The following is a 23,503-nucleotide window of genomic DNA, read 5'->3' on the forward strand; positions in this document are numbered from 1 at the left end:
ATGCCGAGCGGTGTCACGTCGCCGTTGGGCGAGGTCAGCGTAATCGTTCCGCCGACCGTTATGCCAAGCTGCTCGGCCATGCGCGAACCGATAGCCACGCCAGAGCCGGAGGCAAAGCCGACGAGATCGCCGGACTGGATGTGGTCAGAAACCGACTTCATCTTGCTCAAGTCGTCGGCGCGGATACCGCGCACCAGCGCACCGGTCGAGCTGTCACCGACCCCTTGCGCCAGGACCTGGCCTTCGACCATCGGGATCGCCATGGTGACGCCCTTGACGCCCGAAAATTTGGTCGCCAGTTCCGGATAATTGTTGAGCGGACCGTCGATCGGCTGGACGATCATGTGGCCGTTGATGCCGAGGATGCGGGAGATGAGCTCGGTGCGGAAGCCGTTCATCACCGCCATGACGATGATCAGCGTCGCCACGCCGAGCATGATGCCGATGAAGGAGAAGCCGGCGATGACAGAGATGAAGGCTTCCTTGCGTCTGGAGCGCAGGTAGCGCCACGCCACCATACGCTCGAAGGCGGAAAAGGGTCGGCTGGAGGACTTTTCAGGCCGCTCTGCGGCCTGCACCTGATTTTCAGTCACGGCGGTCATCCTGCCTTCCCTCGNAAGCCGGCGATGACAGAGATGAAGGCTTCCTTGCGTCTGGAGCGCAGGTAGCGCCACGCCACCAAACGCTCGAAGGCGGAAAAGGGTCGGCTGGAGGACTTTTCAGGCCGCTCTGCGGCCTGCACCTGATTTTCAGTCACGGCGGTCATCCTGCCTTCCCTCGCCTCGTCACTTCGTTGCGATCAGCTTGTTGATCGCCGCTTCGACGGTCATCGTCTCGCGCTCGCCGGTCTTGCGGTCCTTGACCTCGACTTCGCCATTGGCGATCGAACGCGGTCCGACGATGATCTGGACCGGAACGCCGATCAGATCAGCCGTCGCGAACTTCGCACCAGCGCGGTCGTCCCTGTCGTCGAGCAGCGCCTCGAATCCAGCCTTGCCGAGTTCAGAATAGAGCGTCTCGCAGGCGCCGTCACAAGCGGCATCGCCCGCTTTCATGTTTATGATGACGCCATCGAACGGCGCGATCGACTTCGGCCAGATGATGCCGTTGTCGTCATGCGAGGCTTCGATGATCGCCGGCACCAGACGGGTCGGGCCGATGCCATAGGAGCCCATGTGCACTGCATGCTCCTTGCCGTCGGGGCCGAGAACCTTGGCGCCCATGGCTTCGGAGTACTTGGTGCCGAAATAGAAGATGTGGCCGACTTCGATGCCGCGGGCCGACAGTCGGTCGCCCTCGGCAACCGCGTTGAAGGCTGCCTCGTCGTGCATTTCCGACGTCGCCGCATAACGCGAGGTCCACTTGTCGAAGATCGTCTTCAGGCCGGCAACGTCATCGAAATTCGTGTCTTCGCCCGGAATATCGAAGCCGAGGAAATCCTTATGGCAGAAGACTTCGGACTCGCCGGTATCGGCAAGAATGATGAATTCGTGGCTGAGATTGCCGCCGATCGGGCCGGTATCGGCGCGCATCGGAATGGCGCGAAGGCCCATGCGCGCGAAGGTGCGCAAGTAAGCGGCAAACATCCGGTTATAGGCGTGTTCGGCCCCTTCCCGATCGAGATCGAAGGAATAGGCGTCCTTCATCAGGAATTCGCGCGAGCGCATGGTGCCGAAGCGCGGACGGATCTCGTCACGGAACTTCAGCTGGATGTGGTAGAGATTGAGCGGCAGGTCGCGGTAGGACTTCACGTAGGAACGGAAGACGTCCGTGATCATTTCCTCGTTCGTCGGGCCGTAGAGCATCGGCCGGTCCTGCCGGTCCTTGATACGCAGCATTTCCTTGCCGTAGGCGTCGTAGCGACCGCTTTCCTGCCACAGCTCGGCAGACTGGAGGGTCGGCATCAGAAGCTCGATCGCGCCGGAGCGGTTCTGCTCCTCGCGGATGACCGCGTTGACCTTGTCGAGAACCCGCTTGCCCAATGGCAGCCAGGTATAGATGCCCGAAGACTGCTGCCGGACCATGCCCGTGCGCAGCATGAGGCGGTGGGAAACGATTTCCGCTTCCTTGGGATTTTCCTTCAGGATGGGCATAAAAAAGCGGGACAGGCGCATGACGGGTTCCAGAACTTGATGAACGTCGCACTATCGGCGGATTCGGGCGAAATGACGTTGAGCGAGATGCCGGCTTCACCTTTTGATTGGTAAAGGCGACCGCTGCTTTTCGGGTCGGGCTCTCCATTTTCCATCACCGGCAAAGCCGGCAGGAACCTTTAGGAGCCTTGCGTTCATAGCTGCTTCGCCGGCGGAAGAAAACCCTGCTCTCCGTTGTCACGGGCAGAGAAAGCATCCACGGATTTTCAGGGGGAACTCGACGCCGCTCCTGCGTCAAAAGAGCACGCTAGTAACAAGATTACGACAGTAATTGTCAACGGGAATATTTTACCCAACTGTAGCAAAAATGCAAAAAAACAGGATGACAGAGCCCAATGTTTGGGCTAGTTTCGGCTCACAAAACAGGCATGAAGACTAAATTCTTGCCGACTTTCGCGGTCAAGTCTTGGGAGGATAAGATCTTAGGCGCGCTTCGTCGCTGCCGCCGGAAACGGATTAAAGATCACGCGAAACTTGAAAAACAAGGCTTTTAGCCTTGTTTTTTTTTGCTTTTCAGCAAGAGACAGACGCGCGAAGCACCTTGCAAAATTGAACTATGTCAATTTCACGGCGGTCAATCCTGCAATTGCCCGGGTTTTGCCCGCGGGCATGCGCGCAGGCTCCGTCAAGGCACAGATGTGCCCATCAAATTGCACAGAACATGTCGCATTGAGAGCGACCGGCTCACGCGGCGGCCGCGATGAACTTATCAATCAAATTTTGGGTAGAAACGCGGAATGGAATCTATGCCGTAGCCGAGCCTGACGGACAGGATATACCAGGCAAGTTGAATGACGGCCGCAATCACCGTCGTCAAAAGCACAACACGCTTGGCGTTGAACTTCGCCGGGGCGCTCTCGACACTCCCCGGAACGACGCTGTTTTCTTCAGCCTGAGTGCGCACGCCGAGGGGCAGCACGGCAAAGAGCGTGATCCACCAGATGATGAAGTAGATGGCAAAGGTCGAAAAAAGCGGCATTTCAAGCTCCCGGTGAAGGCGATCGGCAAGACAGCGAGCAACCCGCGTTTCGCCGCGACTTCCGCGACATTCCGTCCGCCTTATAGCGCTGACCGCCCGATCGCACAAACCGGCATCGCGCGATCTACTGTCACACCTCTTCGAGTTCGATCAGCGTACCCTGAAAATCCTTGGGATGCAGGAAGAGCACCGGCTTGCCATGGGCGCCGATCTTCGGCTCACCATCGCCCAACACTCGCGCTCCGGCGGCGCGCAACGCGTCGCGCGCCGACAGGATGTTCTCTACCTCGTAGCAGATGTGATGCATCCCGCCCGAAGGGTTCTTCGCCAGGAAAGCGGCAATCGGTGAGCCCTCGCCGAGCGGCTCCAGCAGCTCGACCTTGGTGTTTGCAAGCGTGACGAACACGACGGTGACGCCGTGTTCGGGCAAAGCCTGTGGCTCGGTGACGGAGGCGCCGAGCGTCGAGCGATAGCTTTCGGCGGCGGAGTGAAGATCCGGCACTGCGATGGCGATGTGGTTCACTCTTCCAAGCATTGCGATCTCCCGCTTTGACGTCCGGTTCCGCTTACATGGTCACGGGCGACCGGCCAATCAGACTTTGGTGACAAACACCGTGACGATCGGCTTCTTGCCCCAGATCTGGTTGGCGGTGCTGCGCACGGCGCGGCGGACCGCCTCCTGCAGCATTGCCAGATCCTTGCGCTTTGCCCGCGGAATGCTCTCGACGGCGCCAAGAATGGCGTCATAGAGCGTGTCCTCCATGTCCTCGCCCTCGTCGTCGAACTCCGGCAAGCCGATCGCGACGATATCCGGGTCGCCCATGAAATCGTAGCGGCTGTCGAGAACCACGTTGACGGCGACATGGCCGGCGAAGGAGAGCTTGCGGCGTTCGCCGATGCCCATCTCCTCGAAATCGCCGATGAGGCTGCCGTCCTTGTAGATGCGGCCATGGGGCGCTTCGTCGATCACTTCGGCGGGACCTGGCGCAAGACGCAGCATTTCGCCGTTCCTGAGACGCGGAACGCTGGCGATGCCGGACTGCCGGCCCAGTTCGCCATGCGCCGTCAGATGCGCCGCCTCGCCATGAACAGGTACGAGGATCTGCGGCCGTAGCCACTGGTACATCTGCTGCAGCTCGGTGCGACGCGGGTGGCCGGATACGTGCACCAGCGCCTCGCTGTCGGTGATGATGTGGATGCCCTGTTCCACCAGGCCGTTCTTGATGTCGTTGATCGCCTTTTCGTTGCCCGGGATCGTGCGTGAGGAAAACACGACCGTGTCGCCAGCCGAGAAGGCGACATTTCGCATCTCGTCACGGGCGATCTTGGCAAGGGCTGCCCGCGGCTCGCCCTGGCTGCCAGTCAGGATGACCACGACCTTGTCGCGCGGCACGTAGCCGAACTCGTCTTCGGCGAGGAAAGGTTTGATGCCTTCCATCAGCCCAAGATCCGTAGCGACGGCGACGACCCGCTTCATCGAACTGCCGAGCAGAAGCACATCCCTGCCGGCCTCTTCCGCCGCTTCGGCGATCGAGCGGATGCGCCCGACATTCGAGGAGAACGTCGTGATCGCCACCCGACCCTCAGCGTTGGCGATGATCTTCGTCAGGCTTTCGGAAACCTCCTGCTCCGACGGCGAAACGCCGTCGCGCATCGCATTGGTGGAATCGCAGACGAGCGCAAGCACACCTTCATCGCCGATCTGGCGGAAGCGTGTCTCGTCGGTCAACGGTCCGAGCGACGGGTGAAGGTCGATCTTCCAGTCGCCGGTATGAACCACGGTGCCGACCGGCGTGCGAATGATCAGCGACATTGGCTCGGGGATCGAGTGGTTGACGCCGACGGCCTCAATCTCGAAGGGGCCGACATTGATACGGTCGCCCTGCTTGAAGATCGTGATGGGGATCTCGCCCCGGCTCTTCTCGAAGTCCCGCTTGGCTTCGAGCATGCCTGCCGTGAACGGCGAGGCATAGACCGGCACATTGAGACCGGGCCACAGGTCGTTCAGACCGCCATAGTGGTCCTCGTGCGCATGGGTGATGATGATCGCCTTGAGATTGCGGCGCTCTTCGGCGAGAAAGCCGATATCGGGGAGCACGAGGTCGACCCCCGGGAGCTCTGGCCCCGGGAAAGTCACACCGCAATCGACCATGATCCACTGGCGGCTGCCCGGCCGTCCGTAGCCGTACAGGCCAAGATTCATGCCGATTTCGCCGACGCCGCCGAGCGGCAAGAACACCAATTCTTCTTCTTGCGCCATGTCGTGTTGCGCCCCTGTTCCAAATTTATCCGAAAAATACGTCGCCGGCGGCAATCGCCTGCGTCATGCCGTTGCCGGTGTCGAGCACCAGCCGTCCGGCCTCATCAATACCGGCAAAGCGCCCTGAAAGCGACCGGTCCGGCAGGTTCACGGTTATCGTTTCACCGATGCCGCGGGCTGCCGCCCGCCATTGTTCGATCGTCGTAGCGATACCGGCGCCCCGATCCCAAACCTGCAGGGTCTCCGCCATCGTCAGGAACAGGCGAGCAAACAGTTCGTCGGGCGAAACCGACGCACCTTCGTTGGCCAGCGACGTCACGGGATAGAGCCCTTCATCCGGCTGGACCGCGATGTTGATGCCGCAACCGATGACCAGCGCCCGGCGCCCGTCCGGGAGGCTTTCGCCTTCAAGCAGGATACCGCAGGTCTTCTTGCCGTCGATCAGGATGTCGTTCGGCCACTTGATCTCCACCGGCGCCGAACCCGGCGGCATCACCTGTCGGATCGCCCTGTGAACGGCGACGGCGACAGCGAGCGGCAAAGAGTGCAGGTACTCGACCGGTGCCGGCTCGATGAGGAGAAGCGAAGCGTAGAGATTGCCCGGTTCGGAGAACCATGCCCGGCCGCGACGTCCGCGCCCGCCGGTCTGCCTGATGGCCGTGACCCAGAGATTGCCCGGGTCACCCTGGCGCGCACGCGCCAGGCATTCACTGTTGGTCGACCCGACCGCATCGAGAGCGACGTGCCGGAAATCGTCGAGCGAGATCCGGCCGCCACTTTCAAAGGCGATCAAAAGAAGGTCCGCGCCGCGACTTCAGCGGCGTTTCCGAGCGGGCCGCCGATGAGCACGTATCCGAGAACGAACAGGCCCGAGAGACCGAACACCAGCCGCAGTTCGCCGGCGGTGCGGGCGAACTCGCCCTTGGCATCGTCGAACCACATCACCTTGATGACGCGCAGGTAGTAGTAGGCGCCGACGACGGATGCGAGAACGCCGATGATGGCGAGCGCATAGAGCTGGGCTTCAATGGCCGCCATGAAGACGAAGTACTTCCCGAAGAAGCCTGCCATCGGCGGGATGCCGGCGAGCGAGAACATCAGGACGGTCAGCACCGTCGCCATGAAGGGGTTGGTCTGCGAGAGACCGGCGAGATCGTCGACGTTCTCGACGTTTTCGCCTTCCTTGCGGCGCATCGCCAGGATGCAGGCGAAGGTGCCAAGCGTCATGACCATGTAGATGAGCATGTAGAGCAGCACGCCGCGAACACCAGCCATGGAGCCGGCAGCAAGGCCGACCAGCGCGTAGCCCATGTGGCCGATCGAGGAATAGGCCATCAGGCGCTTGATGTTCTTCTGGCCGATCGCCGCGAAGGCACCGAGCAGCATCGATGCGATCGAGATGAAGACGATGATCTGCTGCCAGTCTGCAACGACAGGCTCGAAGGCGTTGATGACGATGCGAACGAGGATCGCCATGGCGGCGACCTTCGGTGCCGCCGCGAAGAAGGCGGTGACCGGCGTCGGCGCGCCTTCATAAACGTCAGGCGTCCACATGTGGAACGGCACGGCCGAGATCTTGAAGGCTAGGCCGGCGAGTACGAAAACCAGCCCGAAGATCAGGCCGAGCGAGCGGCCTTCAGCCGTCAGCGCAGCCGCGATCTGGGTAAAGCCGGTGTGGCCGGTGAAGCCGTAGATCAGCGACATGCCGTAAAGCAGCATGCCCGAAGAAAGCGCACCGAGGACGAAGTACTTCAGGCCGGCTTCCGTCGAGCGGATGCTGTCTCGGTTGATGGCAGCGACGACATAAAGGGCCAGCGACTGCAGTTCCAGCGACAGGTAGAGCGAGATCAGGTCGTTGGCCGAGATCATCAAGAGCATGCCGAGCGTTGCCAGCACCAGAAGCACCGGGAACTCGAAACGGTCAATCTGGGCGGAGCGCGCATGGCCGACCGTCATCACCAGGGCGGTGATGGAGCCGATCAGGGCCAGAACCTTCATGAACTTGGCGAAGGGGTCCGACAGGAAGGCGCCGCCATAGGCTTCGCCTTCACCGGTCTTAAGCACGAGCCAGAGGCCAGCGATGATCAGGAGGGCAACCGCAAGACCGGTGACCGTCGACGCCGACTTCTCGCCGGAAAACACGCCAATCATCAGCAACGCCATCGCGCCGACCGCGAGGATCAGCTCGGGGATCGAGAGTTGCAGGCTTGCAAGGAGGGTTTCAGCAGTCATGTCCAATCACGTCCTGTGGTCATTGCACCGAAAGCGCAACGTTTTGCGCTGCCTGCAGGGCTGCGGAGTAGTTGTTGACGAGCAGATCCACGGAGGCCGCGGTCGCATCGAAGATCGGTGCCGGGTAGACGCCGAAGAAGATCGTCAGGATCACCAGCGGATAAAGGATGGCCTTTTCGCGACCGGAAAGATCGAGCAACGACTTCAGGCTTTCCTTCTCCAGGGCACCGAAGACGACCCGGCGATAAAGCCAGAGGGCGTACGCTGCCGAGAGGATCACGCCCGAGGTCGCAAAGAGCGCAACCCAGGTGTTGGCACGGAAGGCACCGACGAGGGTCAGGACTTCGCCGACGAAGCTGGACGTGCCCGGCAGGCCGACGTTCGCCATGGTGAACACCATGAAGGCGACGGCGTACTTCGGCATGTTGTTTACGAGGCCGCCATAGGCGGCGATTTCGCGGGTGTGCAGGCGGTCGTAGACAACGCCGACGCAAAGGAAGAGCGCGCCGGAGACAATGCCGTGCGACAGCATCTGGAAGATCGCACCCTGCACGCCCTGAACGTTGGCGGCAAAGATACCCATCGTCACGTAGCCCATGTGCGCAACGGACGAATAGGCGATCAACTTCTTGATATCGGTCTGCATCAGCGCCACCAGCGAGGTGTAGATGATGGCGACGACCGAAAGCGTGAAGACGAACGGCGCGAAGTAATCTGAGGCCAGCGGGAACATCGGCAGCGAGAAGCGCAGGAAGCCGTAACCGCCGAGCTTTAGCAAGACGCCGGCCAGAATGACCGAGCCCGCCGTCGGCGCCTGAACGTGTGCGTCGGGAAGCCAGGTGTGGACCGGCCACATCGGCATCTTCACCGCAAAGGAGGCGAAGAAGGCGAGCCACAGCCAAGTCTGCATCTGGCGCGGGAAGTTATAGGCCAGTAGCTGCGTGATGTCGGTCGTACCGGCCTGCCAGTACATCGCCATGATCGCGAGCAGCATCAGCACTGAGCCGAGCAGCGTATAGAGGAAGAACTTGTAGCTGGCGTAAACGCGGTCCTTGCCGCCCCAGACACCGATGATGAGGAACATCGGGATGAGACCGGCTTCGAAGAACACGTAGAAGAGCACGATATCGAGCGACACGAAGACGCCGATCATGAACGTTTCCAGGACCAGGAACGCGATCATGTAGGCCTTCAGCCGCTTCTCGATCGACAGCCAGCTCGCCAGTACGCAGAACGGCATGAGGAAGGCCGAGAGCACCACGAACAGCATCGAGATACCATCGACACCGAGATGGTAGGAAATGCCGGTGCCGAGCCACTCGTGCTTCTCGATCATCTGGAAGCCCGGGTTCGAGGAATCGAACTGGTACCAGATGTAGACCGACACGGCGAAGGTGAAGATCGTCGTCAGCAGCGAAACGTTCAGGATATTCCGGCGGCCGTAGGCGCTGTCTTCCCTTGTGAGCAAGAGAAGCAGGACGCCGACGAGCGGCATGAAGGTGACCGCGGAAAGTACGGGCCAATCGGTCATCAGAAGGAACTCCTGAACATCATCCAAGTAACAAGCGCGGCAATGCCGATCAGCATCGCAAACGCGTAGTGATAGAGGTAACCAGTCTGCAGGCGGACAACGCGGTCAGTGACGTTGAGCACACGTGCGGCAATGCCGTTCGGGCCGTAGCCGTCGATCACGCGACCGTCGCCTTCCTTCCACAGGAAGGTGCCGAGCCACTTGGCCGAGCGTACGAACAGGAAGTCATAGAGCTCGTCGAAGTACCACTTATTGAGCAGGAACTGGTAGAGGCCACGGTGCTGCTCTGCCAGATACTTCGGCAGTTCCGGCCGGCGGATATACATGTACCAGGCCGTGAAGAGGCCAAGCGCCATGGCGACAAACGGGCTCCACTTAACCCACTTCGGCACGTGGTGGTACTCATGCAGGATTTCGTTTTCCGCCGAGGTGAACAGCGCACCCTTCCAGAATTCGGCATAGCCTTCGCCGAAGAAGTGATCGTGGAAGATGAAGCCGGCGACCAGCGCACCGACGCCAAGGATATAGAGCGGCACCAGCATGACCTGCGGCGATTCATGCACGTGATGCATGACATCCGAGGAAGCGCGCGGCTTGCCATGGAAGGTCATGAAGGTCAGGCGCCACGAATAGAAGCTGGTGAAGAGTGCCGCGACAACGAGCAGCGCATAGGCGAAACCGGAAACCGAGCTGTGGGCGGCATAGGCGGACTCGATGATCGCGTCCTTCGAGAAGAAGCCTGCGGTACCGATGATCGTGCCAGGGATGCCGACGCCGGTCAGTGCGATCGTGCCGATGAACATCATCCAGTAGGTAACCGGAATGTGCTTCCTGAGACCGCCCATGTAACGCATGTCCTGCTCGCCATCGACGGCGTGGATGACCGAACCGGCACCCAAGAACAGCAGAGCCTTGAAGAAGGCGTGCGTGAACAGGTGGAAGATCGCCGCGCCATAGGCACCGACGCCGAGGGCCACGAACATGTAGCCGAGCTGCGAGCAGGTCGAATAGGCGATGACGCGCTTGATGTCGTTCTGGACGAGGCCGACGGTCGCCGCGAAGAAGGCGGTGATCGCGCCGATGATGGTGACGACGGTCAGCGCATCCGGCGACAGCTCGAACACCGGCGACATGCGGGCGACGAGGAAGACGCCGGCGGTAACCATGGTTGCGGCATGGATAAGAGCCGAAACCGGGGTCGGGCCTTCCATGGCGTCCGGAAGCCAGGTGTGCAGCAGGAACTGCGCCGACTTGCCCATCGCGCCCATGAAGAGCAGCAGGGATGCGGCGGTGATGGCGTCAGCCTTGTCGAGGTGCATGCCGAACAGGGTGACGACGGCCTCCCCTGCTCCCGCACCTTCGGCCGGCAGATAGGTCTTGGCGGCAGCGAAGATCGTTTCCAGGTTGACCGAGCCGAACAGCACGAAGACCAGGAAGATACCGAGCGCGAACCCGAAGTCACCGACGCGGTTGACGATGAAGGCCTTCATCGCAGCAGCGTTGGCCGACGGCTTCTTGTACCAGAAGCCGATGAGCAGGTAGGACGCAAGACCCACGCCTTCCCAGCCGAAGAACATCTGCACCAGGTTGTCCGACGTGATGAGCATCAACATCGCGAAGGTGAAGAGCGACAGATAGGCAAAGAAGCGCGGACGATGCGGATCGTGGTGCATGTAGCCGATCGAATAGACATGCACGAGGGTCGACACCGTGTTGACGACCACGAACATGACCGAGGTCAGCGTATCGACGCGGAACGCCCATTCGACATCGAAGGTGCCGGACTGGATCCAGCGCAGCACCGACACCTTGATCATTTCCTGGTGGCCCATGGCGACGTCGAAGAAGACGTACCAGGAGAGCGCAGCGGCAATGATCATCAGACCGCTGGTGACATATTCCGATGCCTTGGCGCCGATCGAACTACCGAAGAGGCCGGCGATCAGAAAGCCGATCAAAGGCAGGAAGACGATAGCCTTGATGATGGTATCCATAGCCCAATCAGCCCTTCATCATGTTGACGTCTTCAACAGCGATCGAGCCGCGGTTGCGGTAGAAGACGACGAGAATTGCAAGTCCGATGGCCGCTTCCGCAGCCGCGACGGTCAGGATGAACAGGGCAAAGACCTGGCCAGTGATGTCATTCAGGAACGCCGAGAAGGCGACCATGTTGATGTTGACCGCAAGAAGAATGAGTTCGACCGACATCAGGATGACGATGACGTTCTTCCGGTTCAGGAAGATGCCGAAGACGCCCAGCGTGAACAGGATGGCGCTGACGGTGAGATAGTGGGAAATTCCGATTTCCATTTTTTTGTTCCTCGATCTCGCGTCCGACTTAAATGCCCTGGCCGGGCTTGACCGTGACCACTTCGACGGCGGTCTCGGGCGTGCGGGCAACCTGCTGCGGGATGTTCTGGCGCTTGATGTTTTCGCGGTGGCGCAGGGTCAGCACGATCGCGCCGATCATGGCTACGAGCAGGACCAGGCCGGCGATCTGGAAGAAGTAGACGTAGTGCGTGTAGAGCACGTCGCCGAGCGCTGCCGTGTTCGTGCGGTCGGCGACCGCCGGGATCGGCATCGAAATCGACTTGGCGATCTCAGGCGAGAATGTCGCACCGCCAACCACGATGATGAGCTCGGCTGCAAGGATCAGACCGATCAGCGCGCCCACCGGCGCATATTCAAGCACGCCGGCCCGCAGTTCCGCGAAGTCGATGTCGAGCATCATGACCACGAACAGGAACAGCACCGCGACCGCGCCGACATAAACGACCAGCAGGATCATCGCGAGGAATTCGGCGCCAGTCAGCAGGAACAGACCTGCCGCGTTAAAGAAGGTCAGGATCAGGAACAGAACCGAATAAACCGGGTTCCTGGCCGCAATGACCATGAATGCCGACGCCACCGCGATGAAGGCAAAGAGATAGAAAAAAAGAACCTGCAGACCCATGATCGGTGCCTTCTTCGTCTTGCACGGCGTGAGGCGCTTCTGGCCCCACTCCACAGGCAAAGCCGGACACGCGTCCGGCCGTTGCCCAAACCTATGTCACATGCACCGCCCTCCCCGGGGCGGCGCTACGCTCTGGCCTCAGCGATAGGGCGAGTCCATTGCGATGTTGCGTGCGATTTCCCGTTCCCAACGGTCGCCGTTGGCGAGGAGCTTGTCCTTGTCGTAGTAAAGCTCTTCGCGCGTCTCGGTGGCGAACTCGAAGTTCGGGCCCTCGACGATGGCATCGACCGGACAGGCTTCCTGGCAGAAACCGCAATAGATGCACTTCACCATGTCGATGTCGTAGCGAACCGTACGGCGTGTGCCGTCGTTGCGGCGCGGGCCGGCTTCGATGGTGATGGCCTGTGCAGGACAGATCGCCTCGCACAGCTTGCAGGCGATGCAACGCTCTTCACCGTTCGGATAACGGCGCAGCGCATGCTCGCCGCGGAAGCGCGGGCTGACCGGTCCCTTTTCGAAGGGGTAGTTCAACGTCGCCTTCGGCTTGAAGAAATAGCGCATCGACAGAAAGAACGCGCCGACGAATTCCTTCAGGAACAGCGAGCTGACGGCTTGCGAAAGACCGGCCATCATTTACCTCCAGAGTTGCCGGCCTGGGAGCGACCGGCGGTATGCTGCCAAACGTGAGCCATCGTCATGCGGCTCCCGTCAGCTTGAGAACGAACGCAGTGATCACGACCATTGCGAGAGAGATCGGCAGGAAGACCTTCCAGCCAAGACGCATCAGCTGGTCGTAGCGGTAACGCGGCACGAAAGCCTTCACCATCGCGAACATGAAGAACACGAAGGATGCCTTCAGCACAAACCAGATGATGCCGGGTACCCAGTTGAGGAACCAGACGTCCACCGGAGGCAGCCAGCCACCGAGGAACAGGATCGTCGTCAGCGCGCACATCAGGCAGATGGCGGCATATTCGCCGAGCATGAACATCATGTAAGGCGTGGAGCCGTACTCGACCATGAAGCCGGCGACGAGTTCGGATTCCGCTTCGGGAAGGTCGAAAGGCGGGCGGTTCGTTTCGGCCAGCGCCGAAATGAAGAACACGATGAACATCGGGAACAGCGCCAGCCAATGCCAGTCGAGGAACGACGCCGGCAGGCCGAGGTTGGTGCCGATGCCGCTCGACTGCGCGTTGACGATGTCCGTCAGGTTCAGCGAGCCGACGCAGAGCAGGACGGTGACGATAACGAAGCCGATCGAGACTTCGTAGGAGACCATCTGTGCCGCGGAGCGAAGCGCGCCGAGGAAGGGATATTTGGAGTTCGACGCCCAGCCGCCCATGATGATGCCATAAACTTCAAGAGAAGATATGGCGAACACGAAGAGGATGCCGACGTTGATGTTCGCGATCACCCAGCCGGCGTTGAGCGGGATCACGGCCCAAGCGGCGAGCGCCAGCGTCACGGAGACGAGCGGGGCGAGCAGGAAGATCGCCTTGTTGGCGCCGGCCGGGATAACCGGCTCCTTGAAGACGAACTTCAAAAGGTCGGCGAAGGACTGGAAAAGTCCCCAGGGGCCCACCACATTCGGACCACGGCGGAGCTGAACTGCAGCCCAGATCTTACGGTCTGCGAGCAGGATGTAGGCGATGAAAAGCAGCAGCGCGACCAGGAGCAGCAGCGACTGGGCGACCATGATGATCGCGGGCCAGACATAGGTCGAAACGAAAGCGTCCATGATACTCTATTCCCTCGCGCTCATTCCGCCGCAGCTTTGAAATTGTTGCGTGCCAAAGCCGAGCATTCGGCCATGACGGCGGATGCGCGCGCTATCGGGTTCGTCAAATAGAAGTCTTTGACCGGAGACGCAAACACGGATTTGCCCATCTCACCTGCTTTTTGACCAAGTGCGGCAATTTCGTCGCCGTTGCCGCTCGCGATCGCGTCGATATCGGCGAAATGCGGGTGGGCCGCATAGAGCTTCGAGCGCAATTCGCCAAGCGAATCAAAGGGCAGCTTCTTGCCGAGCACGTCGGAGAGCGCGCGGATGATCGCCCAGTCCTCGCGTGCGTCGCCCGGTGCGAAGCCGGCGCGGTTGCCGACCTGAACGCGGCCTTCGGTGTTGACCCAGGTGCCGGACTTTTCGGTGTAGGTCGCGCCCGGCAGGATGACGTCGGCGGCATGTGCGCCGTTGTCGCCGTGCGAGCCGATATAAACCGTGAAGCCGGACTTGCGTTCCGCAAGGTCGATCTCGTCAGCGCCGAGCAGGAAGAGAACGTCGGAGGCGGTGACCATCTCGGCCGCCGTCTTGCCGTTCGCGCCCGGAACGAAGCCGAGGTCGAGACCACCGACGCGGGAAGCGGCCGTGTGAAGAACGGCAAAACCGTTCCACTCGGCGGTAATCGCACCGACGGCGCCTGCGAGCTTGGCGGCGGCAGAAAGAACGGCATCGCCGCCCTCCCCTGCAACAGCACCCTGGCCGATGAGGATCATCGGGCGCTGCGCCTTCTTTAAGGTCGCTGCAAACTTGCCCTTGCCCGAGACGAGCTCGGCGAGCGTTTCGGTGCCGGCGCCGAGATACTCGTATTCGTAACGCAGTTCGCCCGGCTCGCCGATCACGGCGATCGGGAAGTTGCCCATGCGGTAGCGCTTGCGGATGCGGGCGTTGAGAACCGAAGCCTCAAAGCGCGGATTGGAGCCGATGATCAGCAGCGCGTCAGCGCTTTCGATGCCAGCGATCGTCGGGTTGAAAAGGTAGCTGGCGCGACCGAGCGACGGGTCGAGTGCGGCGCCATCCTGGCGGCAGTCGACACTCTCGGAGCCGAGCGCTGCGATCAGCTGCTTCAGCGCGTACATTTCTTCGACCGAAGCGAGGTCGCCGGCAATGGCGCCGATCTTGTCGCCGGAAGTCTGGGCGACGGCAGCCTTGACCGCCTGGAAGGCTTCGCCCCACGTTGCCGGCTGCAGACGGCCGTCCTTCTTGACGTATGGACGATCGAGGCGCTGCGTCTTCAGGCCATCCCAGATGAAGCGGCTCTTGTCGGAGATCCACTCTTCGTTGATGTCCTCATTGACGCGCGGCATGATGCGCATGACTTCGCGGCCGCGGGTATCGACGCGGATCGCCGAACCGAGCGCGTCCATCACGTCGATGGATTCGGTCTTGTTCAGCTCCCACGGACGGGCGGTGAAGGCAAACGGCTTCGAGGTCAGCGCACCGACCGGGCAGAGGTCAACGACGTTGCCCTGCAGTTCGGAGGTCATCGCCTGCTCGAGATAGGTGGTGATCTCGGCGTCTTCGCCGCGGCCGATCAGGCCAAGTTCGGCAATGCCGGCAACTTCGGTCGTGAAGCGAACGCAGCGCGTGCAGTGAATGCAGCGGTTCATCACGGTCTTGACGAGCGGGCCGATATACTTGTCTTCGACGGCGCGCTTGTTTTCCTGGTAGCGCGAGCTGTCGATACCGAAGGCCATGGCCTGGTCCTGCAGGTCGCATTCGCCGCCCTGGTCACAGATCGGGCAGTCGAGCGGATGGTTGATCAGCAGGAATTCCATCACGCCTTCGCGCGCCTTCTTGACCATCGGCGTGGTCGTGAAGACTTCCGGCGCTTCGCCGTTCGGGCCCGGACGGAGGTCGCGCACGCCCATGGCGCAGGAAGCGGCGGGCTTGGGCGGCCCTCCCTTCACCTCGATCAGACACATGCGGCAGTTGCCGGCGACCGAAAGCCGCTCGTGAAAACAGAAGCGCGGAACTTCAGCCCCGGCCTCTTCGCACGCCTGAAGCAGCGTGAAATGATCCGGTACCTCGATCTCTTTTCCGTCGACTTTCAGCTTTGCCATCTTCGTACTCAATCCTGTCTTCCGTCCGTCGGCCCATCGGCGACGCACAATTCCAACACAGCCTTGCTGCTTGCGGGCGATGGCCGTCCCCGGTCCCCGCCCTGTTGTCTCAAGCGCCTTTCAGCGCCTTGGCCTGTCCAACCCAATCGTCCCGCTTGATCCGCCCGCCGAAACCGAGTTCGTCGTCGAAGCGGGCGACATCCGCCTCGCTCCAACCGGCGATGTCGGCAAAGCCGCTGATGCCCTTCGCGTTCAGCACCTGCTCGAGCTTCGGGCCGATGCCGGAGATCCGCTTCAGGTCGTCGGTGGCTTTCGCCTTGGCGCGCGTCGCGCGAACCTTGACCACCTTTTGAGCGGCAACCTTCTCGACCACCGGCTTTGCGGCTGCGCGCTTGGCAGGCGCGGACGGCTTGGCGACCGGTTCCGGCTTTGCGTCGGCCTGCACCGTCTTTGCGACAACGGCAGTCGTCGTGTCAGACGATGCGGGCTCTGCCCGCTTCTGCGCCGCCTCGACGGCCCCTTGCATCGCGCCGATCATGGCGCCCGCAATCTGGGTCGTGAGACCGAAGCCGATCGCGGTCGCTGCTGCAACTGCGGCTGCCGGGTGAACCATCAGCGGATGCAGCGGCACCTGTGAAAGGCCCTTCATCCATTCGCCCATGCCGAACGGGTCGGCCGGATCGCCGCCAAGCGGACGTGCGAACGGAATGCCTGCTTCGGCCTGTCCCTTCATCTGTCCCTCTTCGCGTGCGCCGGCCATCGTCGGGTTACTCCGCCGCTTCCAGAACCGCGCCATGCGACGACGCATTGCGCGTATATTCGTCGATGCGCTTTTCCATTTCCGGACGGAAATGCTTGATCAGACCCTGGATCGGCCAGGCAGCTGCGTCGCCGAGCGCGCAGATCGTGTGGCCTTCCACCTGCTTGGTGACGTCGAACAGCATGTCGATTTCGCGCTTCTGGGCGCGGCCCTGAACCATGCGTTCCATGACGCGCATCATCCAGCCGGTGCCTTCGCGGCACGGCGTGCACTGACCGCAGCTCTCGTGCTTGTAGAAGGCCGAGAGACGCCAGATCGCCTTGATGATGTCGGTCGACCTGTCCATCACGATGACGGCGGCGGTTCCAAGACTGGAACCGACCTCGCGCAGACCGTCGAAATCCATGATCGCGTCCTTCATCTGCGCGCCGGGCACGCAAGGAACGGACGAACCGCCGGGAATGACGGCAAGCAGGTTGTCCCAGCCGCCGCGGATGCCGCCACAGTGCTTTTCGATCAGCTCATGGAACGGGATCGACATCGCGTCTTCGACCGTGCACGGGCGGTTGACGTGACCGGAGACCGAATAGAGCTTGGTGCCGTGGTTGTTCGGCCGGCCGAAGCTCGTGTACCAGCCGGCGCCGCGGCGCAGGATGGTCGGGGTGACCGCGATCGACTCGACGTTGTTGACGGTCGTCGGGCAGCCGTAGAGGCCCATGTTGGCCGGGAACGGCGGCTTCAGGCGCGGCTGGCCTTTCTTGCCTTCAAGGCTTTCGAGCAGCGCCGTCTCTTCGCCACAGATGTAGGCGCCGGCACCATGGTGCACGTAGATGTCGATGTCGTAGCCGAGCTTGTTGTTCTTGCCGAGCAGGCCATAGGCGTAGCACTCGTCGATCGCCGCCTGCAGCGCCTCGCGCTCGCGGACGAATTCGCCGCGGACGTAGATGTAGGCGACATGGGCACCCATGGCGAAGCTGGCGACGACGCAGCCTTCGATCAGCGTATGCGGATCGTGACGCATGATGTCACGGTCCTTGCAGGTGCCGGGCTCGGACTCGTCGGCATTGACGACGAGGTAATGCGGACGGCCGTCGCTTTCCTTCGGCATGAAGGACCACTTGAGGCCCGTCGGGAAGCCGGCGCCGCCACGACCGCGAAGGCCGGAAGCCTTCACTTCGTTGACGATCCAGTCACGGCCCTTTTCGAGCAGCTGCTTGGTGCCGTCCCAGTGGCCGCGCGCCATGGCGCCCTTCAGGGACTTGTCCTTGAGGCCGTAGATATTGGTAAAGATGCGGTCTTCATCTCTGAGCATAATTCACCTCTTTACCGCGGCTTCTTGCCGAAGACCTTGATGTATTCGGCTTCGCCGCCATTGGCGAGCGCCTTGGCCTGCTTGACCCAGTCGTCGCGTTCGATGCGGCCCTTGAAATTCAGGTATCCGTCGACCCACTCGCGCTCCGCCTTCTTCCACGAAGCAACTTGCGCGTAGGTGTAGATGCCCAGTTCGTTGAGCGTACCCTCGATCTTCGGACCGACGCCCGAGATCATCTTGAGATCGTCGGTCGCTGCCGGCTTCTCGATGCCGGCCGGACGGTTCTTGTCCTCCAGCGACGGCTTGCCGGAGACGGCAGCAGCCTTGGCCGGCTTCGACTTGTCGACAGTGTCGCCTTCCACCTTGGCGTTGGCAGCGGCTTCCGCCTTTGCCGTCGCCGGGGTCTTCAGCGATGCGTCGGTCACGGCCGACGCGGTCTTGGCGCGGCCGGCATTCGACGGCGGTACGGAGACGGCCGGAGCATCGCTCACCTTCTTGGCGGCGCTGGACGCAGCCTTGGCCGGAGCCGCATCCGCAAGCATGAGGGTCGTCGGGCCGCCTTCCGGAGCCGAATAGATGCGATCGATCTGCGGACCGGGGGTGATTTCAGCACCCTTGCCTGCTTCGAAACGGTCGATGATCTGCTCGAGTTGCTCGGGCGTCAGGTCTTCGAAGGTGTCCTTGAAGATCATAACCATCGGCGCGTTGACGCAGGCGCCCTGACATTCGACTTCTTCCCAAGAAAGCGTGCCACTCTCGTTCAGGGTGAAGGGATCATGGGCAATCTTGCTCTTGCAGACCTTGATCAGGTCTTCGGCGCCACGCAGCATGCAGGGCGTCGTACCGCAAACCTGAATGTGGGCGCGCGTGCCGACCGGCTTCAACTGGAACTGGGTGTAGAAGGTCGCAACTTCGAGCGCGCGGATGTACGGCATGCCGAGCATGTCCGCGATCGACTCGATGGCGGCCTTCGTGACCCAGCCGTCCTGGTCCTGAGCGCGCATCAACAACGGGATGACGGCAGACTGCTCTCGACCCTTGGGGTACTTATTGATCGTTTCCTTCGCCCAGGCGGCGTTCTCCTTGCTGAAGGCAAAGCTCGCTGGCTGGACGGTGTCTTCGGCTAGTCGACGAACGGACATTCTAGTGGACACCTTATCAGTTAATCGAACCGCACCGCGATTTCGTCACCGAGACGAATTCGCAGGCATAGGCTGACTGGTCTTTCTGCAAAAATACGATGTAGCGCGTGCCATTGGCGACCGCGGCCTTGATCTCGTAGCCCTTGGCAACGAGATCGGCCATCGAGCCCCCGCGCATGCCGCCCGACGTCGCGCCGCTTTCGACCTGCTCCTGCGCAGAAACGGTCGATGCAAGCGCGAGAAGAGCGAGCGTGGCCAGGGGCGCGAGACGCATCAGCGGTCCACCTCACCGAACACGATATCGAGGGAGCCCAGCACGGCCGAAACGTCGGCAAGCTGGTGTCCCCGACAGAGGAAATCCATCGCCTGCAGATGCGCATAACCTGGGGCACGGATCTTGCAGCGATAGGGCTTGTTGGTGCCGTCGGAGACGAGATAGACGCCGAATTCGCCCTTCGGCGCTTCGACGGCGGCGTAAACTTCGCCGGCCGGCACGTGGTAGCCTTCGGTATAGAGCTTGAAGTGGTGGATGAGCGCTTCCATCGAACGCTTCATCTCGCCGCGCTTCGGCGGAACGATCTTGCCGTCGAGCGACGAAACCGGGCCGACCTTGGCATCGCCGAGCAGGCGATCGACGCACTGGCGCATGATGCGGGCCGACTGGCGCATTTCGATCATACGGATCAGATAACGGTCGAAGCAGTCGCCGTTCTTGCCGATCGGGATATCGAACTCGAGATCCGAATAGCACTCATAGGGCTGCGAACGACGCAGGTCCCAGGCAGCGCCCGAGCCACGCACCATCACGCCCGAGAAGCCCCAGGCCCAGGCATCGTCAAGCTTGACGACGCCGATGTCGACGTTGCGCTGCTTGAAGATGCGGTTGCCGGTCAAGAGTTCGTCGATGTCGTCGACGGTCTTCAGGAACGGATCGATCCACTTGCCGATGTCTTCGACGAGTTCGTGCGGCAGGTCCTGATGGACGCCGCCCGGACGGAAGTAGGCCGAGTGCATGCGCGCGCCGCAGGCACGCTCGTAGAACACCATCAGCTTTTCGCGCTCTTCAAAGCCCCAGAGCGGCGGCGTCAGCGCGCCGACGTCCATGGCCTGCGTCGTGACGTTCAGAAGATGCGAGAGGATGCGGCCGATTTCCGAATAGAGGACGCGGATTAGCTGGCCGCGGATCGGAACTTTGGTCGCCGTCAGCTTCTCGATCGCCAGCGCGTAGGCATGCTCCTGGTTCATCGGCGCCACGTAGTCGAGGCGGTCGAAATAGGGCACGGCCTGCAGGTAGGTCTTGGTCTCGATCAGCTTTTCGGTACCGCGATGCAGCAGGCCGATATGCGGATCGACGCGCTCGACGATTTCGCCATCAAGCTCGAGCACCAGACGAAGAACGCCGTGCGCCGCCGGATGCTGCGGACCAAAGTTGATGTTGAAGTTGCGGACGTTATGTTCGGTCATACCGATTGCTCCAGGTCGGACGACAGCCGTTCACCGGCTACCGCGGACCACTTAGTCTCACCGTGCTTTCGCCTTCTCGTCGCCGGGCAGCACGTAGTCCGTGCCTTCCCAGGGAGAGAGGAAGTCGAAGTTGCGGAATTCCTGCTTCAGTTCGACGGGTTCGTAGACGACGCGCTTTGCTTCGTCGTCGTAACGCACCTCGACAAAACCGGTGACCGGGAAGTCCTTGCGCAGCGGATGTCCTTCGAAACCGTAGTCCGTCAGGATGCGACGCAGGTCAGGATGGCCGGTAAACAGGATGCCGTACATATCGTAGGCTTCGCGCTCGAACCAGTCGGCACCGGGATAGACCGGCGTTGCCGACGGAACCGGCTCGTTCTCGCCGGTTGCGACCTTGACGCGCACGCGCAGGTTCTGGCGCGGCGACAAGAGATGATAGACAACGTCGAAACGGTCCGGCCGCTGTGGCCAGTCGACGCCGCAGACATCGACGAAATTGACGAAGGCGCACTGCACATCGTCACGAAGGAACGTAAGCAGCGCGATCAGGTTCGCCGACGTCGTCGTCAGCGTCAGCTCGCCATAGGCCAGCGATGCGTCGGAGATCAGCGCACCGCGCGTTTCGCGCAAGTAGGACGCAAGCTCATTCAGGGCTTCACTCATATCAAAGACCCCCTGCCCTTAGCGCTCGATCGTGCCGGTCCGGCGGATCTTCTTCTGCAGCAGGAGCACGCCGTAAAGCAGCGCTTCTGCCGTGGGAGGACAGCCTGGCACGTAGATGTCGACGGGAACGACGCGGTCGCAACCGCGAACAACCGAATAGGAATAGTGGTAGTAGCCGCCGCCATTGGCGCACGAACCCATCGAGATGACGTAACGCGGCTCCGGCATCTGGTCATAGACCTTGCGGAGCGCAGGCGCCATCTTGTTGGTCAGCGTGCCGGCGACGATCATGACGTCGGACTGGCGCGGCGAGGCGCGCGGCGCAAAACCGAAGCGTTCGGCGTCGTAGCGCGGCATCGACATCTGCATCATTTCGACCGCGCAGCAGGCGAGACCGAAGGTCATCCACATCAACGAACCGGTACGGGCCCAATTGATGAGCTCGTCGGTCGAGGTGACTAGAAAACCCTTGTCGGCGAGCTCATTGTTGATCTCGCCGAAGAATGCATCATTGCTGCCAATCGGCTTGCCGGTGGAGGGATCGATGATCCCTTTCGGCTTGGGCGCAACGAGCGTGGTGCCGGAGGTCAGTTCCATTCCAGCGCTCCCTTCTTCCATTCATAGATAAAGCCGATCGTCAGCACTCCGAGGAAGACCATCATTGACCAGAAGCCGAACCAGCCCAGCTCGTGGAACGAAACCGCCCAAGGAAAGAGGAAGGCAACTTCGAGGTCGAAGATGATGAAGAGGATCGACACGAGATAGAAGCGGATGTCGAACTTCATGCGGGCGTCGTCGAACGCATTGAAGCCGCACTCGTAGGCCGACAGCTTTTCCGAATCAGGAGCCTTGAAGGCGACGGCGAAGGGAGCAATCAGAAGCGCCACACCGATCACCAATGCGATTCCAATGAAAATCGCGATCGGAACGTAGGAACCGAGAAGTTCAGTCATTGTTATCCGTCCCTGCCTGCGGGAGGGCGCATGGGAGAGCGCCAGAACAACAAATCTCGCAGGCCGAAAAATATGTTGCAACGCCGGAGTGGTTAGCGCAGCCCGCGCCGTCGCGCAAGCCTTGAGGGGCCATTTAAACCGCTTCGCAACACAGGATCGGACGGGTGATACCGACAAAGCGCGGATTCGCGGGCCGACGCGAACTTTACGGTAAAACAAAGCGAGACGAGACAGATTGCCGCAGCGCACAATCCGGCCCTAGGGCCGGCGCAATTCACAGGAAGGACGGAGAGAAGAAATGGCGCGAGTGACGGGGCTCGAACCCGCGACCTCCGGCGTGACAGGCCGGCACTCTAACCGACTGAGCTACACCCGCGCATGATGACCGCGAACGATCATTAGTATCACCATCGGCCCTCGTTGAGAACGCCTAGGCAAATCCAGATCAAGAGTGGCGCGAGTGACGGGGCTCGAACCCGCGACCTCCGGCGTGACAGGCCGGCACTCTAACCGACTGAGCTACACCCGCATCATCTTGACTTGGTTGAGGCGTTTCCGCCCCGCATCGAGCAGCAGCGCCGTTCGATGAGCGGCTAACTAAGCGGTTCGGATTGGGGTGTCAAGCGTGTTTGAAGACAAATCCGTGACGGAGTGAAAATTGATCCACAGGGCGATAAAAGGATCGAAATCGGAATGGACCAATGGCGCCTGCCGCCACCGGCCCGTCGTCACCTATCCCAACACGCACTCGTCGATGCGCGTACACGGAGGCTGATTCCGGATTGCCTCCCCTCCCTCCCCCGTTCGCCGTTACCGAGGCACCGTCCGCGCATTTTGTCCACAAGCACGAAGCCCGCAGTTTCAGGGTGTCGCGCAACCGCCAACAAAAAAAATCATAAAAACGATACAAATGCTCTTGCGGTTTTTTTCGGTTACGCCTAGATCACGGCCACCGACGCGGCGGACTGATCCGGTCCAAACGCGGAAGGGCGATTAGCTCAGTTGGTAGAGCGCCTCGTTTACACCGAGGATGTCGGGAGTTCGAGTCTCTCATCGCCCACCATTTTCTCCCACAGAAAATCATCACCAAATCTGCTCAAATTGCTGTTCGCGTTATCGCGTGCCGTTTGCGATAGGCCTGCCGCTTCGAATTGCTTTGGCTTTAGAGCTCAGCCGTCAACGGTCGGGAATCAGGGATTCGACGGCCTCGATCGCGATACCCGCCACCGTCAGCCTCGCCGGAGCAGCAAACCCGCCAAAT

22 protein-coding genes, 3 tRNA genes and 1 pseudogene are annotated in these 23,503 nt (G+C 61.2%); 1 reads left to right on the forward strand and 25 read right to left on the reverse strand.

What is annotated here, in order from left to right; translation table 11 throughout:
- The 25 genes and pseudogenes from ASD01_RS28645 to ASD01_RS28760 all read right to left on the reverse strand — a co-directional run.
- Positions 1 to 602 (reverse strand): ABC transporter permease (locus tag ASD01_RS28645; protein WP_200954164.1); only part of this gene is annotated, 602 nt, incomplete at its 3' end.
- A 15-nt stretch (positions 603 to 617) separates the two neighbouring features.
- Positions 618 to 766 (reverse strand): annotated as a pseudogene (locus tag ASD01_RS35825) (lipoprotein-releasing system transmembrane subunit LolC); the annotation flags it as partial.
- 19 nt (positions 767 to 785) lie between these two features.
- Positions 786 to 2,114, reverse strand: coding sequence for a proline--tRNA ligase (gene proS / locus ASD01_RS28650; RefSeq protein WP_034803555.1), 1,329 nt, complete (start codon positions 2,112 to 2,114; stop codon positions 786 to 788).
- A 748-nt stretch (positions 2,115 to 2,862) separates the two neighbouring features.
- Positions 2,863 to 3,132, reverse strand: a complete 270-nt coding sequence (locus tag ASD01_RS28655; RefSeq protein ID WP_034803557.1) for a DUF1467 family protein — start codon at positions 3,130 to 3,132, stop codon at positions 2,863 to 2,865.
- A 130-nt stretch (positions 3,133 to 3,262) separates the two neighbouring features.
- Positions 3,263 to 3,667, reverse strand: coding sequence for a methylmalonyl-CoA epimerase (mce, locus tag ASD01_RS28660; protein WP_034803559.1), 405 nt, complete (start codon positions 3,665 to 3,667; stop codon positions 3,263 to 3,265).
- 57 nt (positions 3,668 to 3,724) lie between these two features.
- Positions 3,725 to 5,392 carry a ribonuclease J gene (locus tag ASD01_RS28665; protein ID WP_034803561.1) on the reverse strand — a complete coding sequence of 556 codons (1,668 nt, stop codon included), beginning with the start codon at positions 5,390 to 5,392 and terminating at the stop codon, positions 3,725 to 3,727.
- Positions 5,393 to 5,417: 25 nt separating this feature from the next.
- Positions 5,418 to 6,182 (reverse strand): biotin--[acetyl-CoA-carboxylase] ligase, encoded by a 765-nt coding sequence (locus ASD01_RS28670; protein WP_034804231.1) that lies wholly within the window; start codon positions 6,180 to 6,182, stop codon positions 5,418 to 5,420.
- A complete protein-coding gene (gene nuoN / locus ASD01_RS28675) occupies positions 6,182 to 7,624 on the reverse strand; it encodes an NADH-quinone oxidoreductase subunit NuoN (protein ID WP_034803562.1) in 1,443 nt (480 codons plus the stop codon). Before nuoN ends, ASD01_RS28670 begins: the two co-directional genes overlap by 1 nt.
- 19 nt (positions 7,625 to 7,643) lie before the next feature.
- Positions 7,644 to 9,155 (reverse strand): NADH-quinone oxidoreductase subunit M, encoded by a 1,512-nt coding sequence (locus ASD01_RS28680; protein WP_034803564.1) that lies wholly within the window; start codon positions 9,153 to 9,155, stop codon positions 7,644 to 7,646.
- Positions 9,155 to 11,149, reverse strand: coding sequence for an NADH-quinone oxidoreductase subunit L (nuoL, locus tag ASD01_RS28685; protein ID WP_034803566.1), 1,995 nt, complete (start codon positions 11,147 to 11,149; stop codon positions 9,155 to 9,157). The genes ASD01_RS28680 and nuoL overlap by 1 nt, the downstream gene beginning before the upstream one ends.
- Before the next feature lie 7 nt (positions 11,150 to 11,156).
- Positions 11,157 to 11,465: an NADH-quinone oxidoreductase subunit NuoK gene (gene nuoK / locus ASD01_RS28690; RefSeq protein ID WP_034803568.1), complete on the reverse strand. Its 309-nt coding sequence runs from the start codon at positions 11,463 to 11,465 to the stop codon at positions 11,157 to 11,159.
- Between the two features lie 28 nt (positions 11,466 to 11,493).
- A complete protein-coding gene (locus ASD01_RS28695; RefSeq protein WP_034804235.1) occupies positions 11,494 to 12,108 on the reverse strand; it encodes an NADH-quinone oxidoreductase subunit J in 615 nt (204 codons plus the stop codon).
- A 138-nt stretch (positions 12,109 to 12,246) separates the two neighbouring features.
- On the reverse strand, positions 12,247 to 12,738 hold the full coding sequence (gene nuoI / locus ASD01_RS28700; protein ID WP_025426590.1) for an NADH-quinone oxidoreductase subunit NuoI: 492 nt from the start codon (positions 12,736 to 12,738) through the stop codon (positions 12,247 to 12,249).
- 64 nt (positions 12,739 to 12,802) lie between these two features.
- On the reverse strand, positions 12,803 to 13,846 hold the full coding sequence (gene nuoH / locus ASD01_RS28705) for an NADH-quinone oxidoreductase subunit NuoH (RefSeq protein WP_034803570.1): 1,044 nt from the start codon (positions 13,844 to 13,846) through the stop codon (positions 12,803 to 12,805).
- Between the two features lie 20 nt (positions 13,847 to 13,866).
- Positions 13,867 to 15,948 carry an NADH-quinone oxidoreductase subunit NuoG gene (gene nuoG / locus ASD01_RS28710; protein WP_034803574.1) on the reverse strand — a complete coding sequence of 694 codons (2,082 nt, stop codon included), beginning with the start codon at positions 15,946 to 15,948 and terminating at the stop codon, positions 13,867 to 13,869.
- 109 nt (positions 15,949 to 16,057) lie between these two features.
- Positions 16,058 to 16,708 (reverse strand): NADH:ubiquinone oxidoreductase, encoded by a 651-nt coding sequence (locus ASD01_RS28715; protein WP_034803576.1) that lies wholly within the window; start codon positions 16,706 to 16,708, stop codon positions 16,058 to 16,060.
- A gap of 7 nt (positions 16,709 to 16,715) precedes the next feature.
- The gene (nuoF, locus tag ASD01_RS28720) at positions 16,716 to 18,020 is read right to left on the reverse strand and encodes an NADH-quinone oxidoreductase subunit NuoF (protein WP_034803581.1); all 1,305 of its coding nucleotides are present in this window, start codon (positions 18,018 to 18,020) and stop codon (positions 16,716 to 16,718) included.
- An 11-nt stretch (positions 18,021 to 18,031) separates the two neighbouring features.
- Positions 18,032 to 19,162: an NADH-quinone oxidoreductase subunit E gene (locus tag ASD01_RS28725; RefSeq protein ID WP_034803582.1), complete on the reverse strand. Its 1,131-nt coding sequence runs from the start codon at positions 19,160 to 19,162 to the stop codon at positions 18,032 to 18,034.
- A 16-nt stretch (positions 19,163 to 19,178) separates the two neighbouring features.
- Positions 19,179 to 19,436 carry a hypothetical protein gene (locus ASD01_RS28730; RefSeq protein WP_034803583.1) on the reverse strand — a complete coding sequence of 86 codons (258 nt, stop codon included), beginning with the start codon at positions 19,434 to 19,436 and terminating at the stop codon, positions 19,179 to 19,181.
- A complete protein-coding gene (locus ASD01_RS28735; protein ID WP_034803585.1) occupies positions 19,436 to 20,626 on the reverse strand; it encodes an NADH-quinone oxidoreductase subunit D in 1,191 nt (396 codons plus the stop codon). The genes ASD01_RS28730 and ASD01_RS28735 overlap by 1 nt, the downstream gene beginning before the upstream one ends.
- Positions 20,627 to 20,683: 57 nt before the next feature.
- Positions 20,684 to 21,289, reverse strand: a complete 606-nt coding sequence (locus tag ASD01_RS28740; protein ID WP_034803588.1) for an NADH-quinone oxidoreductase subunit C — start codon at positions 21,287 to 21,289, stop codon at positions 20,684 to 20,686.
- 18 nt (positions 21,290 to 21,307) lie between these two features.
- Positions 21,308 to 21,886 (reverse strand): NuoB/complex I 20 kDa subunit family protein, encoded by a 579-nt coding sequence (locus ASD01_RS28745; RefSeq protein ID WP_034803591.1) that lies wholly within the window; start codon positions 21,884 to 21,886, stop codon positions 21,308 to 21,310.
- The gene (locus ASD01_RS28750; protein ID WP_034803593.1) at positions 21,877 to 22,242 is read right to left on the reverse strand and encodes an NADH-quinone oxidoreductase subunit A; all 366 of its coding nucleotides are present in this window, start codon (positions 22,240 to 22,242) and stop codon (positions 21,877 to 21,879) included. The genes ASD01_RS28745 and ASD01_RS28750 overlap by 10 nt, the downstream gene beginning before the upstream one ends.
- Positions 22,243 to 22,541: 299 nt before the next feature.
- Positions 22,542 to 22,618: transfer RNA gene (locus tag ASD01_RS28755), tRNA-Asp, on the reverse strand.
- 76 nt (positions 22,619 to 22,694) lie between these two features.
- Positions 22,695 to 22,771, reverse strand: a tRNA-Asp gene (locus ASD01_RS28760).
- Between the two features lie 458 nt (positions 22,772 to 23,229).
- On the opposite strand from ASD01_RS28760, the gene ASD01_RS28765 reads away from it, so the two are divergent.
- Positions 23,230 to 23,305, forward strand: a tRNA-Val gene (locus ASD01_RS28765).
- Positions 23,306 to 23,503: the final 198 nt, after the last annotated feature.

Origin of the sequence: Ensifer sp. Root423 (assembly GCF_001426275.1) — a bacterium.
GTDB classification, from domain to species: Bacteria; Pseudomonadota; Alphaproteobacteria; order Rhizobiales; family Rhizobiaceae; genus Ensifer; species Ensifer adhaerens.

Excerpts from the sequence above, each read along its gene's own strand:
- proS (WP_034803555.1), bottom strand. The coding sequence starts at position 2,114 with ATGCGCCTGTCCCGCTTTTTTATGCCCATCCTGAAGGAAAATCCCAAG.
- ASD01_RS28655 (WP_034803557.1), bottom strand. The coding sequence starts at position 3,132 with ATGCCGCTTTTTTCGACCTTTGCCATCTACTTCATCATCTGGTGGATC.
- mce (WP_034803559.1), bottom strand. The coding sequence starts at position 3,667 with ATGCTTGGAAGAGTGAACCACATCGCCATCGCAGTGCCGGATCTTCAC.
- ASD01_RS28665 (WP_034803561.1), bottom strand. The coding sequence starts at position 5,392 with ATGGCGCAAGAAGAAGAATTGGTGTTCTTGCCGCTCGGCGGCGTCGGC.
- nuoN (WP_034803562.1), bottom strand. The coding sequence starts at position 7,624 with ATGACTGCTGAAACCCTCCTTGCAAGCCTGCAACTCTCGATCCCCGAG.
- ASD01_RS28680 (WP_034803564.1), bottom strand. The coding sequence starts at position 9,155 with ATGACCGATTGGCCCGTACTTTCCGCGGTCACCTTCATGCCGCTCGTC.
- nuoL (WP_034803566.1), bottom strand. The coding sequence starts at position 11,149 with ATGGATACCATCATCAAGGCTATCGTCTTCCTGCCTTTGATCGGCTTT.
- nuoK (WP_034803568.1), bottom strand. The coding sequence starts at position 11,465 with ATGGAAATCGGAATTTCCCACTATCTCACCGTCAGCGCCATCCTGTTC.
- ASD01_RS28695 (WP_034804235.1), bottom strand. The coding sequence starts at position 12,108 with ATGGGTCTGCAGGTTCTTTTTTTCTATCTCTTTGCCTTCATCGCGGTG.
- nuoI (WP_025426590.1), bottom strand. The coding sequence starts at position 12,738 with ATGGCCGGTCTTTCGCAAGCCGTCAGCTCGCTGTTCCTGAAGGAATTC.
- nuoH (WP_034803570.1), bottom strand. The coding sequence starts at position 13,846 with ATGGACGCTTTCGTTTCGACCTATGTCTGGCCCGCGATCATCATGGTC.
- nuoG (WP_034803574.1), bottom strand. The coding sequence starts at position 15,948 with ATGGCAAAGCTGAAAGTCGACGGAAAAGAGATCGAGGTACCGGATCAT.
- ASD01_RS28715 (WP_034803576.1), bottom strand. The coding sequence starts at position 16,708 with ATGGCCGGCGCACGCGAAGAGGGACAGATGAAGGGACAGGCCGAAGCA.
- nuoF (WP_034803581.1), bottom strand. The coding sequence starts at position 18,020 with ATGCTCAGAGATGAAGACCGCATCTTTACCAATATCTACGGCCTCAAG.
- ASD01_RS28725 (WP_034803582.1), bottom strand. The coding sequence starts at position 19,162 with ATGTCCGTTCGTCGACTAGCCGAAGACACCGTCCAGCCAGCGAGCTTT.
- ASD01_RS28730 (WP_034803583.1), bottom strand. The coding sequence starts at position 19,436 with ATGCGTCTCGCGCCCCTGGCCACGCTCGCTCTTCTCGCGCTTGCATCG.
- ASD01_RS28735 (WP_034803585.1), bottom strand. The coding sequence starts at position 20,626 with ATGACCGAACATAACGTCCGCAACTTCAACATCAACTTTGGTCCGCAG.
- ASD01_RS28740 (WP_034803588.1), bottom strand. The coding sequence starts at position 21,289 with ATGAGTGAAGCCCTGAATGAGCTTGCGTCCTACTTGCGCGAAACGCGC.
- ASD01_RS28745 (WP_034803591.1), bottom strand. The coding sequence starts at position 21,886 with ATGGAACTGACCTCCGGCACCACGCTCGTTGCGCCCAAGCCGAAAGGG.
- ASD01_RS28750 (WP_034803593.1), bottom strand. The coding sequence starts at position 22,242 with ATGACTGAACTTCTCGGTTCCTACGTTCCGATCGCGATTTTCATTGGA.